This is a genomic window from Streptomyces populi (assembly GCF_002911015.1).
GTDB lineage: Bacteria > Actinomycetota > Actinomycetes > Streptomycetales > Streptomycetaceae > Streptomyces > Streptomyces populi.
The window spans coordinates 47946-64426 of record NZ_KZ626857.1 but is presented as its reverse complement, the minus strand read 5'-3'; the positions used below and the strand labels follow the sequence as shown (position 1 = coordinate 64426).

Sequence of the window (16481 nt, the reverse complement as noted above, 5' to 3'; positions counted from 1 at the left end):
TAAGAGATGGTCACTGTCTCGTTCGGAGACCGGCGGGAATCCGGTGTGTGTCCGCTCCGGCCCGCTCCCGCCCGGCCGGCCCGGCGTCGTGCGGGGCTTCCGTGGACGGGCCCGACCGCCACAGCCGTAGGAACGACCACCCCGCCGCCGCGGCCAGCAGGCCGTTGCGCACGAGCATCAGCAGGCAGCCCGTCCAGGTGCTGCGCACCACTTCGCCGTACATCCCCGGGTACACCACCGAACTGACCGCCGTCGCCGCCACGACGAGCACCGCGACCGGGCGCTGCGTGGTGTGCCGCGAGGTCAGGCAGACGGCGGCGAGGCCCAGCAGCCACACCATGTACTGGGGGCTGATCACCCGGCTCGTCACGGTGAACAGCAGGACGGCCGTGAGCGCCGCGTCGTAGGGGGTGGCGCTCGTCCAGTGCCGCGCCCGGACCCGCCACAGCAGCACGAGCCCGAACGCGACGGCCGTCAGGGCCAGCGAGCAGGCCGCGACCGCGCCGGTGTACGGCCCGACGAACTCCATCGCGCCGTACTGGTAGCGGGCCGTCCCCGGCCAGCCGGCGTGGCGCGCGAAGCCCAGGACCGTGCCGCCGAGGGACTCGATCTGGACGCCCCGGCCGCTCTGCTGGCGCAGGAAGTCGAAGGGAGTGCCGAAGGCGGCCGCGAGGACGGCGAGCAGCGCGGCGGCGGTGACCGCCGCCGAGGTCCACACCTGGCGGGTGGTGCGGCCCCGGGGGGTGCCGATCAGGGCCAGCGCGGGCCAGACCTTCACCAGGGCCCCCGCCGCGGCGAACGCGCCGCACGCGCGCGGACGGCGCGAGAGCGCCAGCAGGGAGACGACGGCGAAGGCGGTGACCTGCACGTCGTACCGGGCGAGCGGGACGTGGAGCAGGAGGGGCAGGCCCAGTACCCACAGCCAGGGACCGCGCGGACTGCGGCCGGACCGCAGCCCCGCGCGCGCGAGGGCGGCGGTGACCACCGCGTCGGCGGCGAGCGTGCAGGCCACGAACGCGGTGAAGTACGTCAGCCCCGGCAGCAGTCCGGGCGCCAGCAGCACCGGACCGGCGCCCGGCGGGTACTGCCACAGCCGGTCGCCCACCGGGAACGCGCCCTGCGACAGGACGCCGTACCAGTGGAAGTACAGCTGCCTCACCTCGCGGGACACCCCGCCCCGGCCGAGCGGGGCGAGCCGGTCGTGGGCGAGGAGCCACAGCATCAGGGCGCGGGTGGCGAGCCAGGCGGCGGCGAGGGCGAGGGCGTGTCCGCAGGGTCGCGGGGCGGGCGGGACTCTGCGGACGCGCCCCGGAGGGCGGTGGTTCCGGAAGGCGCTCATCAAGCCCGGATCGTAAGCCGCATGGATGGGTCATGACGTGCGATACGCCGTCAATACCGCCCAAAGGTTGTTTAATAGCAAAAAATCGTCCCCATGGTGTATGCGTGGATGAGGCTGCCGACGACCCGGCGACCGACGACCCGGCGACCGGTGGCCCGACGTCCGGTGGCCCGACGTCCGGCGGTCCGGTGCCCGCGGGCGGTGGCCGCCGCCTCGTCCGTCCTCGTGCCCGTCGTGGTCATGCTCGGGATCGGCCTGTGGGGGCTCGACCGCGGCGGCATGTGGCGCGACGAGGCGGTGACCTTCCAGGTCGCCCAGCGCTCCGTGCCCCAGATCTGGCACCTGCTGCACACCGTGGACGCCGTGCACGGCCTGTACTACCTCCTCATGCACGCCGTCCTCGCCCCGCACCCCGGCGAGGTCGCCCTGCGCCTGCCCTCCGTCTGCGGCGCCGCCGCGACCGCCGGGCTCGTGGCCGCCCTCGGCGTCCGCCTCGGCCGCCCGCGCGTCGGCCTGTGGGCGGGCCTGCTGTACGCCGTCACCCCCATGACCGGCCACTTCGCCCAGGAGGGCCGTTCCTACGCGCTCGTCGCGGCGGGCGCGGCCGGGACGACCCTGCTGCTGGTCCGGGCCGCCCGGTCCACCCGGCCCGGACCCTGGTGCGCGTACGGAGCGACGGCCGCCGCCACCTGCCTGCTGCACGAGATGGCGCTGCTCCTGCTCCTCGCCCACGCCACGACGCTGGCGCTCGCCCGCGTACCGGGGCGGGTGTGGCGGGCCTGGCTCCTGGCCGCCGCGGCCGTGGTCCTGGCGCTGCTGCCGCTGGTCCTCGTCTCCCACGGCCAGGCGGCGCAGGTCGCCTGGCTGGCGCGCACCGGCCCGGCGAGCGTGAGGCGTCTGCTCGGGCTGTTCACCGGACCGGCCCGGCTCGTGATCGTGCCCTACCTGGTCCTCGTCGCCCTCGCCTTCCGGCCGGAGCGGACCCCGCGCGGCGAGTTCTCGCTGCCGGCCGTCGCCCTGCCCCTGGCGGCCGTGCCCCCGGGGGTGCTGCTGGCGGTCTCGCACTGGCGGCCGCTCTACGACGAGCGTTACGTCCTGTACGCCCTCGCCGGGGCCCCGCTGCTCGCGGCCGCCGGGGCCGACCACCTCGCGACGAGGCTGCCCCGGCTGCTGCCCCACGCGGTCCCCACCGGCGTCCTCGCCGTGGCCCTCGTCCTCGCCGTCCAGCTCCCGCTGCTGCGCGAGGACCGCCGCCCCGACCGCCGCCCCGACGACCTGGCCGCCGTCTCCGCCGTCGCCCACCGCGAACTGCGCCCCGGCGACCCGGTGCTGTTCCTGCCCTCGCTCGCGCGGCGAGCGGCACTGGCGTACCCCAAGGGCTTCCGCGGCATCCACGACATCGCGCTGGACGTTCCCGCACCCGCCTCCGGAACCCTGTACGGCCGTGAGGCGGACCCCGCCGAACTGCGCCGCAGGCTGGAGCGGCTCGACCGGGTGTGGCTGGTCGCCGCGCCCTTCGCGACGCGCCGGGCCTGGCGTCCGGGCGAGGCGGCCGAGCGCCTCAAACTCGCGGTGATCCACGAGCAGTTCGTGCCGCTGGAGCGGATCGTGCGCAGAGGTGTGACGCTGCGCCTCTACGCGCGCCGGACTACGTACAGCCCGGGGCCCGGTTCAGGGCTGCCTCGTCCAGTGCCGCCGTCAGCCGGTCGAGCCGGGCCCGGAGCGCTCGGATCTCCTCCAGGTCCGCCCCGGTAGCCGCCGCGATCCGGCGCGGCACGTCCAGCGCGCGCTCCCGCAGCGCGGTCCCCTCCTCGGTGAGCCCCACCTGCACGGACCGCTCGTCGCGCGCGCTGCGCTCGCGCCGGACGAGCCCCGCCGCCTCCAGCCGCTTCAGCAGCGGCGACAGGGTCCCCGAGTCGAGCCGCAGATGTTCGCCGACCTTCTTCACGGGCAGTTCGCCGTGCTCCCACAGCACCAGCATCACCAGGTACTGCGGGTAGGTGAGCCCGAGGTCCTTCAGCAGGACGCGGTAGACACCGCCGAAGGCGCGCGAGGCGGCGTTCAGCGAGAAGCAGATCTGCTCGTCGAGGCGGAGGAAGTCCCCGGTGGCGGGGGCCCCGGGGCCCGGAGCGGGTGTCGCGGTCATGCCCTCCAGGGTAGCCCTGGTGGACAATTAAGTTGTGCACAACTGAATTGCGTGCTCTAATTCTGGTCGTGGGGCCGCCGGACCGGCGGCCCCCGCAGGATCTCGACTTGAGAGGGATGGTCCCCATGGACGCGCTCTACACCGCCGTCGCCACCGCCACCCACGGCCGCGAGGGCCGCGCCGTCAGCTCCGACGGCACGCTCGACCTCCAGCTGGGCATTCCGGCGCAGATGGGCGGCAGCGGCCAGGGCACCAACCCCGAGCAGCTGTTCGCCGCCGGGTACGCGGCCTGTTTCGCGAGCGCCCTCGGCCTGGTCGGCCGCGCCGCGAAGGTCGACGTCACGCAGGCCGCCGTGACCGGCGAGGTGAGCATCGGCAAGCAGGGCGAGGGCTTCGGCCTGGCCGTCACGCTCCGCGTCGAGCTGCCCGACACCGTGGACGAGGCCACCGGCCGCAAGCTGGTCGAGCAGGCCCACCAGGTCTGCCCCTACTCCAACGCCACCCGCGGCAACATCCCGGTCGAGCTCGTCATCGAGTAACCGGCACCGAGCGGGCCGGGGCGGGACGGTCCGTCATCGAACGGCACGGACCCCCGCGCCGGCCTTCACCCCGGCACCCGCACCGCCCTTCGCGCCCGCCCCTGCACCGGCCGGCGCGTCGGCGCGGGTGCCGGGCCCCGGACCGATCCGGGCCAGCACCTCCCCGGTCTCCCGGCTCCACGCCACCACCGTCGCCTCCTCGGGCACCGGCCGCCAGCGCGTCAGCAGCAGCCAGCGGGCGTGGTACCGGCGGGCGACGGCGGTGCGTTCGGCCCGGGTCGAGGACGGGTCGAGGTAGGCGCGGACCGCGGCGAGCCGGCGCAGCCGCTCGCTCTCGGCGAGGGCGGCATCGGGCCAGGCGGGCGCGGCGAGGTCCGGGCCGTAGCCTGCGAGCAGATGCACCGAGTAGTACCCGTCCGCGATGACCGGCTCGCCGGGCCGGATGTGCCGCGCGGCCCAGTCGTACGTCGGCCAGCGCGGCGGCTGGTCGAAGCCGACCGGGTCCAGGGAACGCGGCACCACCGCCCCGGCGTGCACGGTCAGGAACCCGGTCAGCGCGCCCGCGGCCGCCGCCCCGCCCAGCAGCCGCCGCCACGGCCCCCACGGCCGCGGCCGGGCCAGCTCCACCCCGAGCGCGAACTGCAGCGGCACCAGCGTGAGCCCGAGGATCCTGCCGTACGTGTAGTGCCCGCTCACCCAGCCGTACGTCACCGCCGCGCACTCCAGCGCGAACATCAGCACCAGCGGATCGCGCCGGCCGCGCCCCCCGTCCCGCCGGGCGCGCCGGACCCGCAGCCACAGCGCGGGCACCCCGGTCAGCGCCAGCCAGAAGTGTCCGGGCATCCGGTCGTAGAGCTGCTCGTGCATGGCGTCGACGCTGCGGTCCCCGGCCAGCGCGAAGACGTCGAAGTACGGCCACGCGTACGCGACGAGGAGCGCCACGGCGCCCGTGAGCAGCCACCGGCCCGCCACCGCCGGGCGCCATCCGCGCTGCCCGCCCGCCACGAACGCCACCCCGCCGAGCACCGCCGCCACCGACGTGATCGGGTGCACGAGCAGGATCAGTCCGTACAGGGCCCCGAGGGCCGCGTACCCCCACGGGCTCCCGAGGCCGCCCGGGCCCACGAACCGGACGGGACCGGCGGCGCCCGCCGCGCGCCGCCCCGTGAACGCCCAGGCCCAGAAGGCCAGTCCGATGGCGAACGTCGAGGGATAGCCCAGGTCGCCCGTCATCGACATCAGACCCAGGTAGCCGCTCCACCAGGCCCGCTCGGTGCCCCACAGCAGCACCATCGCGAACAGGCACAGGACCGGGGCGAGGCGACGGCGCGTCAGCACGCGGGTGAAGCGGCCGATGCCCGTCAGCAGCACCAGCAGGTTGACGGGCCCCGACAGCCGCACCACCGCCCAGCCGCCGAGACCGGTCAGCCGTGAGAAGGCGCCCTGGGCCACCGCGTACGGCGAGTAGTACGGACTGCCGGCGCCCGGCAGGTCCGCCATCGGATGCCGAGGATGCAGCAGGTCCGCCCGCAGGCGTTCGACGACCGCCGCGTGCTGGCCCGCGTCGCAGCACAGCGGGACCCGCCAGTGGGCGAGCGTCATCACCAGCCAGAACAGGCCGCCGACGACCTGGTACGGCGTCGGACGCCAGGCTCCCCCGCCGCGCAGCGCGGTCGCGCCGCGGACGGCACCCCGCCGGGTGACGACGTCGGCGTTCACCGGGCGGCGGGGAAAGGAGCACGGGCGGTTTCTGGCATTTGCCCTATATCCCCGCCGTGATCGGCGGCCTAGCCCGGGATCACCTCATCGGGCGACCTCGCTCTCCCCACGCGAGGGCCCCGGGACCAGGCCGCCGAGCGCACGGGAGCCCGGCCGGACGACCGTGTCCAGGAGCAGCGGGAGGCCCACCGCCGGCAGCAGCCACAGCAGCACGATCAGCCGCCCGCCCCAGACGGTGATGTCGGGGTGCGCGGCCTGGTTGAGCACCCCGGTGCCCGCCGCCGCGATCAGGAAGACGGCGAAGGCGCGGTGCCTGCGCAGCGCCCCCCACCCGGCCGCCACCACCGAGGCGAGGAACAGCGGCTCCCACAACTGGCGGCGGATCCACTCGATCCAGAAGGCGGCCTCCAGATGGAGGAACTCCGGCCACGGATGGACGCGGTCCGGACGTGCGTAATGCCCGGTGAGCAGGTCCTGCACGCTCTCCGACTGGGACGGGTAGTGCAGCGCCCCCGCGAGCAGCACGGTGGCCGCGACGCCGCAGCCCGCCACCGCGCCGAGGGTCCGCAGCGGCCCGTCCCACCGGCGCCGGCGCGCCAGGAGCACCGCGCAGGCGGCGCCCAGGCACAGCCCGAGGAACAGCGCCTGCGAGTGCTTCACCGTGAAGAGGACCGCCAGACAGCCGCCGACCAGCCAGGTCCCCGCCCGTGCCCGGCCCTCCAGGACCAGGGCGCAGCCCCACAGCGCCGCCAGGGTCACGGCCATCATCAGGCCCTCGGTCATCGGGCGCATCGCCGTCGTACCGCACGGCAGGACGTAGTAGAGGACCTGTCCGGTCAGGGCTGCGCCGGTGGAGGCGCGCAGGGTGCGCAGCAGGAGGAAGACGAGCACGCCCCCGGCCACCGTCACGACGACGGCCGAGGCCCACAGCCCCCAGGTCACCCCCAGCAGCGTGACGAACGGCACCAGGAACACCGGATACCCCGGCCGCACCTCGAAGATCCGCATGAAGCGGGGCGGCGTGAACGGCACGATGTGCCCCGCCGTCCGCCCGGCCGCCAGCCGCGCGGACACGCCCCGCCACTGCTCGCGCCGGCACTCGGCGACGACCCGCCGGGTCGGACTCGCGCGGTGGAAGCGCACCACGTCGACGGCCTGGTTGCGCCGGGCGACGGACGCCTTGCCCGCGCAGACGTAGTCGATCGTCAGGGCGGCGGCCCGCTGCTTGCTCTCACCGCGCAGGTCCAGCGCGTACGAGAGGTAGTTCTTGGTGTCGGGGGTGTCCCGGCTGACGGGGTTGGCGAGCTGGAGGACGGCGAAGACGACGGCGATCAGGATCACCCGGGCGCGGGCCGAACGCGGCGCGCGCGGGACCCGCGGCCGGAACCGGCGCGAACGCGCGGCCCCGGGGACGCCACCGGAGCCGGTCACCGTGCCGCCCGTCGTGCCGATCGCCGTGCCGTTCACGGGCTTCTTCACGGGCCCGCCCGCGGATCCGCCCGTGGATCCGTCCATGGGTCCGTCCGCGGACCACTCCGAGGGGCCGTTCACGGGGCCGCTCATGAGGCAGCCAGGACGTCGTGGCCCGCCTGCGCGGGCACCGGGACGACCGCGGCCGGCGACACGGGCCGCTCGCCGAGCATCAGCGTCCGCACCACCCGCTCGGCGGCCCGGCCGTCGTCGAACTCGCAGAACCGCGTACGGAACCCGGCCCGCAGCCGCTCCGACTCCCCGTCCCGCCAGGCCCCCGAGGCGAACAGCCGCGCCAACTCCGGCTGGGACCGTGCCACATGACCCGGCGCGTCGGCCGTGATGTCGAAGTAGGCGCCCCGGCTCGCCGTGTATGCGCCCCAGTCGTCGGCGAGGAGCACGATCGGCCGGTCGAGGTTGGCGTAGTCGAACATGAGGGCCGAGTAGTCGGTCACCAGGGCGTCGGAGGCCAGCATCACGTCCTCGACGCGGAGTTCGTCGGTCGCGTCGACCACGACACCGCGCCGGTGCAGCTCGGTCAGCCCCATCCCGCGCGCCGGACCGTCCGCGAGCGAGGGATGCAGCCGCACGACCAGGGTGTGGCCCGCGCCGAGGCCGTCCGCGAACGCGGCCAGGTCCAGACGCTCGGCATGCCCGCCGCGGACGTACTCGCGGCGCGTCGGCGCGTACAGCACGACCCGGTTCCCGGCCGGGATCCCGAGGCGGGCACGGGCCGCCGCCCCCTCCTCGGGCCGGGCCCGCACCAGGACGTCGTTGCGCGGGCTGCCGCTGCGCAGCGAGGTGAAGTGACAGGGGTAGGCGCGCTCCCAGACCAGCTCCGAGTGCCGGTTGGCGACCAGGCTGTAGTCCCAGCGGTCGGCGCGGCGCAGCATCTGCGGAACGTCGAGGCCGTGCCGCGCGCCCGGCTTGTGCAGCAGGTCCGCGGCCATGTACTTCAGCGGGGTGCCCTGGTGGGTGTGGATGTGGACGCTGCCGGGGCGCTTGACCAGGGAGCCGGGCCAGTTGACGTTGTTCACGAAGTACGTGGCCCGCGCGGTGACACGGTGGTAGGCCAGCGAGTCGAGCAGGACGTACTCGGTCTCCGGCGGCAGCAGCGCCGCCTGCTCCTCGTCGCGCACCACCCACACCCCGCGCAGGTGCGGGGCGAGTTCGCGTGCCGCGGCGTACACCGCGGCGGGATCGCCGAGGGCCCCCCGGTGCGAGAACGCCGAGTACACCGCCAGATGCGGGTCCAGCGGCCGGTGCCCGTGCGCCGCGGACCAGCCGTGCTTGACCCGCGCGGCCACGGCCCGGCGCGCCTGCTGCCCCCGCCGGCCGAGTTCCCGGCCCGCGCGGGCCGCCTGCCGGCGCACCCGGTAGCGCGTGAAACCGCCCTCCAGCAGCCGCAGTTCGGCCGGCACGGGACCGGTCCCGTGCTTGCGCAGGAGCGCGGCCGTCAGCCGGAAGAACTCGGCCTTGTCCGCCTCGGGCAGCCGGTCCTCCTTGGAGAGGATGTCGAGGCAGTGCTCGCCCATCTTGCGGTGCAGGTACGGGCCCCAGTGCGACAGCTCCGGTCTGGAGCCGATGAACGCGAAGACCCGCTCGTACTGGTCGTGGATGTCGAAGTGCTTGCGGCTGGTGGTGGACAGGATGTTGCCCTGGCGCCGCTGGCGGTAGGCCAGACAGATCCGGTCCAGGGCGGCGATCCGCTCCGCGCTGAGCATCACCGGGAACGTCCAGGGCGTGTCCTCGTAGTACCCGGGCGGGAAGGCGAAGCCCTCCCGTTCGACGAACGCGCGGCGGTAGGCCTTGTTCCACACCACCATCAGCAGGTCCAGGATCTCCGGGTGCCCGGCCGCCGAGAAGGTGCCCTCGCCCGCCTCCGCGAGGACCCGCGCGAGCACGTTCCTGCGGGTGCCGCCCCACCAATAGGTGCGCGCGTAGTCGAAGACCAGCACGTCCGGGTCGGACGTCTCCTCCAGGCGGTCGGCCATGGCGCGCAGCGCGCCCGGGGTGAGGGTGTCGTCGCTGTCGAGGAAGAGGAGGTAGTCCCCGCCAGCGAGCGGCATCCCGGCGTTGCGGGCACGGCCGAGCCCCACGTTCTCCGGCAGGTGCAGCACCCGCATCCGGGGATCGCGGGCCGCGTACTCGTCGAGGATCGCGCCGCAGCCGTCCGGGGAGCAGTCGTCGACGGCGATGACCTCGATGTCCGGGTACGACTGCTCCAGGACCGAGTCGAGACACTCGCGCAGAAAGCCCTGCACCTTGAAGACGGGGACGATGATGCTGAAGCGGGGCACGTCAGTTCCTTACGAGGGTGGACGCGGCGGGCGCGGGGACGCGTTCGGCGAGCGGCAGGACGGGCGGGATCGTCTCGGGGGACTCGCCCAGCAGCACTCTGCGCACGACCCGCTCGGCGGCCCTGCCGTCGTCGAACTGGCAGAAGCGCTCACGGAAGCGGGCCCGCAGCGCGGCGGCGGCCGGGTCCGCCCAGGAGCCCTCGGTGAACAGCGCGGCCAGCTCGTCCGGGGTGCGCGCCACTTTGCCCGGCGGTTCCTCCAGCACGTCGAAGTAGACGCCCCGGGTCTCCCGGTAGACCTCCCAGTCGTCGGCGTACACGACGACGGGGCGGTCGAGGTTGGCGTAGTCGAACATGATCGACGAGTAGTCCGTGATCAGCGCGTCGGCGGCCAGGCAGACGTCCTCGGAGGATCGGTGCCCGGTCACGTCGATGATCCGTCCGCTGCCGCGCCCGCGGCCCTCGTCGTAGAAGTAGTGGGCGCGCAGCAGGACGACGAACTGCTCGCCGATCGCCTCGCAGAAGGCCTCCAGGTCGAGCCGGGACTCGAAGCCGCTGCTGTGGTCGCGGTGCGTGGGCGCGTACAGCAGCGCCGTCCGGCCCTCGGGCACCCCGAGCCGTTCGCGGACCCGGGCCACGTCCTCGGCGCTCGCCGTGCAGTAGACGTCGTTGCGCGGATAGCCGTACTCCAGGGCCTCGTAGCCGCCGGGGAAGGCCCGTTCCCACATCTGGGTGGAGTGCCGGTTGGAGGAGAGGTTGTAGTCCCAGCGGTCCACCCGGGCCAGCAGCTTGGTGAAACTGCCGGTCGCGGCGGCCACCACCGGGAACGTCGACTGGTCGACGCCCATCCTCTTCAGCGGTGTGCCGTGCTGGGTCTGGAGGTGCACGCTGCCGGGTCGTTTCACCACCGCGTCCGCGAAGTTGGCGTTGTTGACGAGGTACTTGGCGCGGGCCAGCACCTCCCAGGCGCGCCTGCTGCCGATCACCGCGTGCTCAACGTCCTTCGGCAGCGCGTCCACCGCCTCCGGCTCGACCAGGAACACCGAGCGGACGTGCGGGGCGAGTTCACGGGCCTTGGCGTGGATGGCCGCCGGATTGCAGGCGTAACCCCGGCCCCAGTAGGCGCAGTACACCGCGAGGTTCTCGTCGAGGGGACGGCGTAGCTGGAGGGCGTAGAACGCGCGGGTGCGCAGCCCCCTCGCGCGGGGCACCCGTCGCAGCACACCGGAGACGGCCCGGTTCGCGCCGCGCAGTGCGCGGAACGCGCCGTAGGCGCCCGCCGCGAGCAGCCGGTGCTGCACGCCGAGGCTGCCGGCCGGGGTCCGGAACCCGGCCGGGCGGTGCCGCCGGTAAAGCCTGCCCGCCCGGCGGAAGAAGGCCCGGCGGCGGCCCGCGGGTACCCGGGCGGGGTGCGCGGCCGTCTTCAGGACCAGGGAGAAGAGCTGGCCGAACAGCGCCTTCGACCGGGCCGCGGGCAGGGGCCGCCGCGAGGCTCGATCGAATACCCGCTCGATCTGGTCGAGGAGTTCGAAGTGGTGCTCGCCCGGCGCGCTGAGGCGGCTGCCCTGGCGGCGCGGACGGTGCCGTACGCAGACCGTGCGCAGCACGGCCGGCCGTTCGGCCGTCACCGTCACCAGACCGCCCCAGCCCTCGTCCGTGAAATGCCCCTCGGGGAAGGAGAGTTCCCGTTCGGCGACGAAGTCGCGGCGGTACGCGGCGCTCCACGCCGGAACGTGCACGCCCAGCACCTCGGGGGCCTTGTCGAGCGGGGGCGTGCTGGGCTCGCCCTCCCACCAGTGCACCCGCCGGTGCCCGAAGTAGAGGACGTCCGTGTCGGCCGGGATCCCCGTGTCCAGGGCGTCCAGCGCGCCCGGCACCAGCTCGTCGCCGCCGTCGAGGAAGAGCAGGTACGCGCCCTTCGCCGCCGCGATCCCCGCGTTGCGCGCCGCGCTCAGCCCGCCCGACGGCGGCGAATGGACCGGAACCACCCGGGAGTCCCGGTCCGCGTACGCGGCGGCGACCGCCGCGGCCGGGGAGTCCGGCTCGGCGCAGACCGGGATCAGCTCGAAGTCGCCGAAGGACTGGGCCAGGACCGAGTCCAGCGCGCGGGCCAGGTGCCCGGCGGCTTCGAGGGTGGACACGATGACGCTGAAGCGGGGCATTCTGCTCTTTCTCTCAAGGGGCGCCGAACGGGGGGTTCACCGGCCGGGGCGCCCGGTCGGCCGCCAGGTGGAGGGCCGGGTGGGTGTGGGCCGCGAGGGGCTGGAGGGCACGCGGGCTCCGGTTCAGAGGGTCTCGGTCAGGGGGACGGCGGTGTTCGGGGCCGGCACGCTCCCGAGCGGCCGCTCGGGGTCCGGCACCCGCGCGAGGGCCGCCGCGGCCGGGGGGACCGGGCGGCGTTCGGCGAGCGGGACGAACGGCGGCAGGCGGTCGCTCTCGCCCAGCACCACGTGCCGGACGACCCGTTCGGCGGCCCGCCCGTCGTCGTACGGGCAGAACCGCTCGCGGAACGCGGCCCGCAGCCGGGACGAGCGCTCGTCACGCCAGCGCCCGGTCGTGAAGACGTCGACCAGCTCGTCCTCGCCGTGCGCGAGGGCGCCCGGCGGGAAGGCGTGCAGGTCGAAGTAGGTGCCGCGGGCCGCCTCGTACGCCTCCCGGTCGTCCGCGAGGACGACGATCGGCCGGTCCAGGACCGCGTAGTCGAACATCAGGGACGAGTAGTCGGTGACCAGCACGTCCGAGGCGAGGCACAGCGACTCGACGCCCGGGCGGCCGGACACGTCGATGACCCGGCCGCCCGCCGTCCGCGTGGGCGGAGCCGTGTGGGCGGGATGGGCGCGGGCCAGCACGACGAAGCCCGGGCCCAGCCGGTCCAGCACCCGCTCCAGGTCCAGGGCGTACGGCTGGGCGCGCCGGTAGTCCCGGTACGTCGGCGCGTACAGCACGGCGACGGCGTCCGCGGGGACGCCGAGCGAGGCGCGCAGCCGGTCCACGTCCGCCGGGGTCGCGTGCTGGAACACGTCGTTGCGGGGCAGCCCGTACTCCAGCGTCGTGTACGAGGAGGGGAAGGCGCGCTCCCAGACCAGGGTGGAGTGGCGGTTGGCGGACAGGCAGTAGTCCCACTTGTCCGCACCGCGCAGCAGTTCGGCGAAGTCGGTGCCGTGCGCGGCGGCCGGACGGTCCTGGAGGTCGAGGCCCATCCGCTTCAGCGGCGTCCCGTGCTGCGTCTGGATCATGATCTGGCCGGGCCGCTTGACCATCCGCCGGTCGAAGTCGACGTTGTTCACCAGGTACTTGGAGCGGGCGAGCGCCGTCCAGTACGCCGCGGTGCCGGGGCGCACGTGCCGGGCCCGGTCCGGGACCGTGCGACGGTGCTCGGGGTGCGCGATCCACGACGTGCGGATGTGCGGCGCGAAGCTGCGGAACGCGGATTCCAGGGCCCCCGGGTTGCAGCCGTGGCCCCGGCCCCGGTGGCTGGAGAAGACGGCGCGGTCGGCGCGCAGCGGGAGGCACCGCTGCAGCCGGTAGTGGAACCGGAGGGCCGCGTCGCGCAGCGCGTGCCGCGACCGGGCGGTGAGCCGCACGGCTCTTCTGCGGATCCGCGACAGGAGGGAGAGCAGCCGGTACGTGCGGTGCGTGCCGAGGCCGATCATCAGGTGCCGCAGCCGGGTGCGCGCGGTGGCCGGGGCGCCCGGGACGCGGTAACGGCGGTAGTGCGCACGGGCCCTGCGCAGGAACTCGGCGCGGGCGGCGCGCGGCAGCCGGCCCCGCTTCACGAACACCGTGGCGAAGTGGTCGAGCATGCGCCGGAACAGCACCGGGCGCCACCGGTCCAGCTCCGGGTGCGCGGCGACGTGCGCGAAGAGGCGGTCGTACTGCTCGAAGACGTCGAAGTGCCCCCGGCCGCTCGTGCCGAGGATGCTGCCGTGGCGCCGCTGGCGGTAGTGCACGCAGACCCGGTCGAGGGTCGCGATCGTGTCGGCGGACATCAGCGCCGGATACGTCCAGGGCGTGTCCTCGTAGTAGCCGGGCGGGAAGCGGAAGCCCGCGCGCTCGACGAACTCCCGGCGGTAGGCCTTGTTCCACACCACCATCAGCAGCCCCAGCAGTCCGGGCCGCTCCTCCAGCCGGAAGGGCGCCGGGCCCTCCTCGGTCAGCTGTGTCGCGACCTGATTGCGGACGGCCTCGCCCGTCCAGTACGTGCGGGCGTAGTCGTAGACCAGGACGTCCGGGTCGCCGGTCTCCTTCAGCCGGTCGGCGACGGCCCGCAGCGCGTCCGGAGTGAGGGTGTCGTCGCCGTCCAGGAAGACCAGGTAGTCGCCGGTGGCGCGTTCGAGCCCGGCGTTGCGGGCGTGCCCGAGTCCCGCGTTCTCGGGCAGGTGCACGGCGAGCACGCGGGCGTCGCGGGCCGCGAACTCGTCGATGACCGCCCCGCAGGCGTCCGGGGAACAGTCGTCGACCGCGATGAGTTCGAGGTCCGGGAAGGACTGTCCGAGCACGGATTCGAGACACTCGTGCAGGTACGCCTGAACCTTGTACGCGGGGACGATGACACTGAACCTGGGCACGGGACATCCATGGGTCGGCGCGGGCATACCTGCCCGGAAACGGCCGAAGGGGTGACTTGGTTACGCCAGATGTGGCATCCGGGGGATGCCGGGTGAACGGCGAGGGGCGGGCCGATGTCCGGCCCGCCCCTCGAAATACGCCCGGAACCTGCCTATTTGACCGCGCCGGCCATCACTCCGGACACGAACTGCCGCTGGAACGCGAAGAAGACGGCCAGCGGGACCACCATCGAGATGAAGGCGCCCGGCGCCAGAACGTCGATGTTGTTGCCGAACTGGCGTACCTGCGTCTGGAGCGCGACCGTGATCGGCTGGCTCCCCGAGTCGGAGAACACCAGCGCGACCAGCATGTCGTTCCACACCCACAGGAACTGGAAGATCCCCAGCGATGCGATCGCGGGACCGCCGAGCGGCATCACGACCCGTGCGAACAGGCGCAGTTCACCCGCGCCGTCCAGCCGGGCCGCCTCCAGGAGCTCCCTCGGGATCTCCGCGAAGAAGTTCCGCAGCAGGAACACCGCGAAGGGCAGTCCGTACCCGACGTGGAAGAGGACCACGCCGGTGATCGACCCGAAGACGCCGATCTTCCCGAAGAGTTCGGCGATCGGGATCAGGGCCACCTGCACCGGCACGACCAGCAGTCCGACCACGCCGAGGAACCACCAGTCGCGGCCCGGGAACTCCATCCAGGCGAAGGCGTAGCCCGCCAGCGAGCCGATCACGACGACCAGCACGGTCGCCGGGACCGTGATGAGCACCGTGTTGAGCAGCGAGTTCGTGATGTCGCCGTTCTCCAGCAGCTTCTGGTAGTTGTCCACGGTGAGCTGCGAGGGCGCGGTGAACACCTTCCACCAGCCGCTGCCGTTCATGTCCTCGGGACTGCGCAGCGAGGACAGCAGCAGCCCGATCGTCGGCACCAGCCAGAACAGGCCGACGAGCAGCAGGAAGACGCGCACGACGCCGCCGCCGACCCCGCTCGCGATCCGTGAACCGAGCGAGGGCCGGGTCCTGTTCACGGTCGTGGCGGGCGCGGTCTTCGCCAGCCGTCCGGCATGCGTGGTCATCGCCGTACCTCCCGCCTGAGCCGCCTCACGTTGAAGGCCATCACCGGGATCACGAGCAGGAGCAGGAACACCGCGATGGCGCTCGCGACACCCGGGCGGCCCTCCGAGAAGCCCTTGCGGTACAGCTCCAGGGCCAGCACGTTCGCGTCGTCCTGGGAGGAGCCCGGCGCGATGATGAACACCAGGTCGAACACCTTCAGCACATTGATCATCAAGGTCACGGCGACGACCGCGAGCACCGGCGCGAGCAGCGGCACGGTGACCCGGCGGAACACCTGCCACTCGTTCGCCCCGTCGACCCGCGCGGCCTCCAGGAGCTCGCGCGGCACGCCCGCCAGTCCGGCGGCGATCAGCACCATCGCGAAGCCCGCCCACATCCAGACGTAACTGCCGATGACGGCCGGGGTGACCAGGGACGGGCCCAGCCAGTCGACCCCGTTGTACGGCTCCGCGAAGTTGCTCGCCGGGAGCCGCAGCCGCGCTCCGTCCGCCTTGCCCGAGAGCGTGAACGTGCCGTCGGCGCCGGCCTTCGTCGAGTCGACGACCTCGCCGTCCTTGACCGCCTCGATCCGCATCCCGGAGTAGCCCAGTTCGCTCGGATCGACCCGGCCGAGCGTGCCCACTCCCTTGCCGCGGGTGAAGTCCTGCCAGGCCGTGCCGGTGACCCTGCCCGGGTCGGTGGCCGCCTGGACGGCCTTCCCCGCGCCGTCCGGCATCACGTCCGGGGCGACGCCCACCAGCGGCAGGGTGACGGACTGCCCGGCGTGCACGGGGTCCCGGGTGATGAAGCCGCCCTTGTCGGCCACGAGCGGCGACCGCCGGCCGGGGTGGGCCTTGGGGAACGCCGACGACGGGGCGAAGGTGTCGTGCACCCCCACCCAGACCGCGTTCGCGACGCCCTTGTCCGGGTCCTGGTCGTACACCAGCCGGAAGATGATGCCGGCCGCGAGCATCGAGATCGTCATCGGCATGAAGACGACCAGCTTGAACGCCGTTCCCCAGCGCACCCGTTCGGTGAGCACCGCGAAGACCAGCCCGAGCGCGGTCGCGACCGTCGGGGCGAACACCACCCAGATGACGTTGTTCTTGAGCGCGGTGCGGATGCCGTCGTCGGTGAACAGCGCCCTGTAGTTGTCGAACCCGGCGAACCCGTCGCCCTGTTGGTCGTAGAAGCTGCGCACGACCGAGTACCCGATCGGGTAGACCACGAGCGCGCCGAGCAGCACCAGGGCGGGCAGCAGGAACAGCGCCACCACCGCCTTGCGGGTGCCGGTCACGCTCTTGCGTGTACGGGCCGGGGGCACCGGTGCGGTGCCCCCGGCCGTCGCCGACGTCAT

General features: G+C 73.8%; 11 protein-coding genes. 2 read left to right on the top strand and 9 right to left on the bottom strand.

What is annotated here, in order from left to right; translation table 11 throughout:
- Positions 1–10 precede the first annotated feature (10 nt).
- A complete protein-coding gene (locus tag CW362_RS12375) occupies positions 11–1339 on the bottom strand; it encodes a glycosyltransferase 87 family protein (RefSeq protein ID WP_103549457.1) in 1329 nt (442 codons plus the stop codon).
- A gap of 201 nt (positions 1340–1540) precedes the next feature.
- Here CW362_RS12375 and CW362_RS12370 point away from each other — a divergent pair, with 201 nt between their 5' ends.
- The gene (locus tag CW362_RS12370) at positions 1541–3094 is read left to right on the top strand and encodes a glycosyltransferase family 39 protein (protein WP_240657760.1); all 1554 of its coding nucleotides are present in this window, start codon (positions 1541–1543) and stop codon (positions 3092–3094) included.
- On the opposite strand, the gene CW362_RS12365 is transcribed toward CW362_RS12370, so the two are convergent.
- On the bottom strand, positions 2988–3485 hold the full coding sequence (locus tag CW362_RS12365) for a MarR family winged helix-turn-helix transcriptional regulator (RefSeq protein WP_103549456.1): 498 nt from the start codon (positions 3483–3485) through the stop codon (positions 2988–2990). The two genes, CW362_RS12370 and CW362_RS12365, sit on opposite strands and share 107 nt — an antisense overlap.
- Positions 3486–3610: 125 nt before the next feature.
- On the opposite strand from CW362_RS12365, the gene CW362_RS12360 reads away from it, so the two are divergent.
- Complete coding sequence (locus tag CW362_RS12360; protein WP_103549486.1) at positions 3611–4024, top strand: organic hydroperoxide resistance protein; 414 nt, start codon at positions 3611–3613, stop codon at positions 4022–4024.
- A 33-nt stretch (positions 4025–4057) separates the two neighbouring features.
- Here the strand turns inward: CW362_RS12360 and CW362_RS12355 are convergent, their stop codons facing one another.
- The 7 genes from CW362_RS12355 to CW362_RS12325 form a co-directional block, all read right to left on the bottom strand.
- Positions 4058–5743: a hypothetical protein gene (locus CW362_RS12355; protein ID WP_240657759.1), complete on the bottom strand. Its 1686-nt coding sequence runs from the start codon at positions 5741–5743 to the stop codon at positions 4058–4060.
- A gap of 84 nt (positions 5744–5827) precedes the next feature.
- Positions 5828–7084 carry a hypothetical protein gene (locus tag CW362_RS12350; RefSeq protein WP_103549485.1) on the bottom strand — a complete coding sequence of 419 codons (1257 nt, stop codon included), beginning with the start codon at positions 7082–7084 and terminating at the stop codon, positions 5828–5830.
- A 218-nt stretch (positions 7085–7302) separates the two neighbouring features.
- Complete coding sequence (locus CW362_RS12345; protein WP_103549455.1) at positions 7303–9513, bottom strand: bifunctional glycosyltransferase/CDP-glycerol:glycerophosphate glycerophosphotransferase; 2211 nt, start codon at positions 9511–9513, stop codon at positions 7303–7305.
- Between the two features lies 1 nt (position 9514).
- A complete protein-coding gene (locus CW362_RS12340) occupies positions 9515–11674 on the bottom strand; it encodes a bifunctional glycosyltransferase/CDP-glycerol:glycerophosphate glycerophosphotransferase (protein ID WP_103549454.1) in 2160 nt (719 codons plus the stop codon).
- A 123-nt stretch (positions 11675–11797) separates the two neighbouring features.
- Positions 11798–14080: a bifunctional glycosyltransferase/CDP-glycerol:glycerophosphate glycerophosphotransferase gene (locus CW362_RS12335; protein ID WP_103549453.1), complete on the bottom strand. Its 2283-nt coding sequence runs from the start codon at positions 14078–14080 to the stop codon at positions 11798–11800.
- A 152-nt stretch (positions 14081–14232) separates the two neighbouring features.
- Positions 14233–15144, bottom strand: a complete 912-nt coding sequence (locus CW362_RS12330; RefSeq protein WP_103549452.1) for a carbohydrate ABC transporter permease — start codon at positions 15142–15144, stop codon at positions 14233–14235.
- Entirely contained in the window at positions 15141–16481 is a 1341-nt protein-coding gene (locus CW362_RS12325; RefSeq protein ID WP_206300938.1) for a carbohydrate ABC transporter permease, read from the bottom strand. The genes CW362_RS12330 and CW362_RS12325 overlap by 4 nt, the downstream gene beginning before the upstream one ends.

Coding starts and splice junctions, on each gene's coding strand:
- CW362_RS12375 (WP_103549457.1), bottom strand. CDS start 1,339: ATGAGCGCCTTCCGGAACCACCGCCCTCCGGGGCGCGTCCGCAGAGTC.
- CW362_RS12360 (WP_103549486.1), top strand. CDS start 3,611: ATGGACGCGCTCTACACCGCCGTCGCCACCGCCACCCACGGCCGCGAG.
- CW362_RS12365 (WP_103549456.1), bottom strand. CDS start 3,485: ATGACCGCGACACCCGCTCCGGGCCCCGGGGCCCCCGCCACCGGGGAC.
- CW362_RS12325 (WP_206300938.1), bottom strand. CDS start 16,481: ATGACGTCGGCGACGGCCGGGGGCACCGCACCGGTGCCCCCGGCCCGT.
- CW362_RS12340 (WP_103549454.1), bottom strand. CDS start 11,674: ATGCCCCGCTTCAGCGTCATCGTGTCCACCCTCGAAGCCGCCGGGCAC.
- CW362_RS12330 (WP_103549452.1), bottom strand. CDS start 15,144: ATGACCACGCATGCCGGACGGCTGGCGAAGACCGCGCCCGCCACGACC.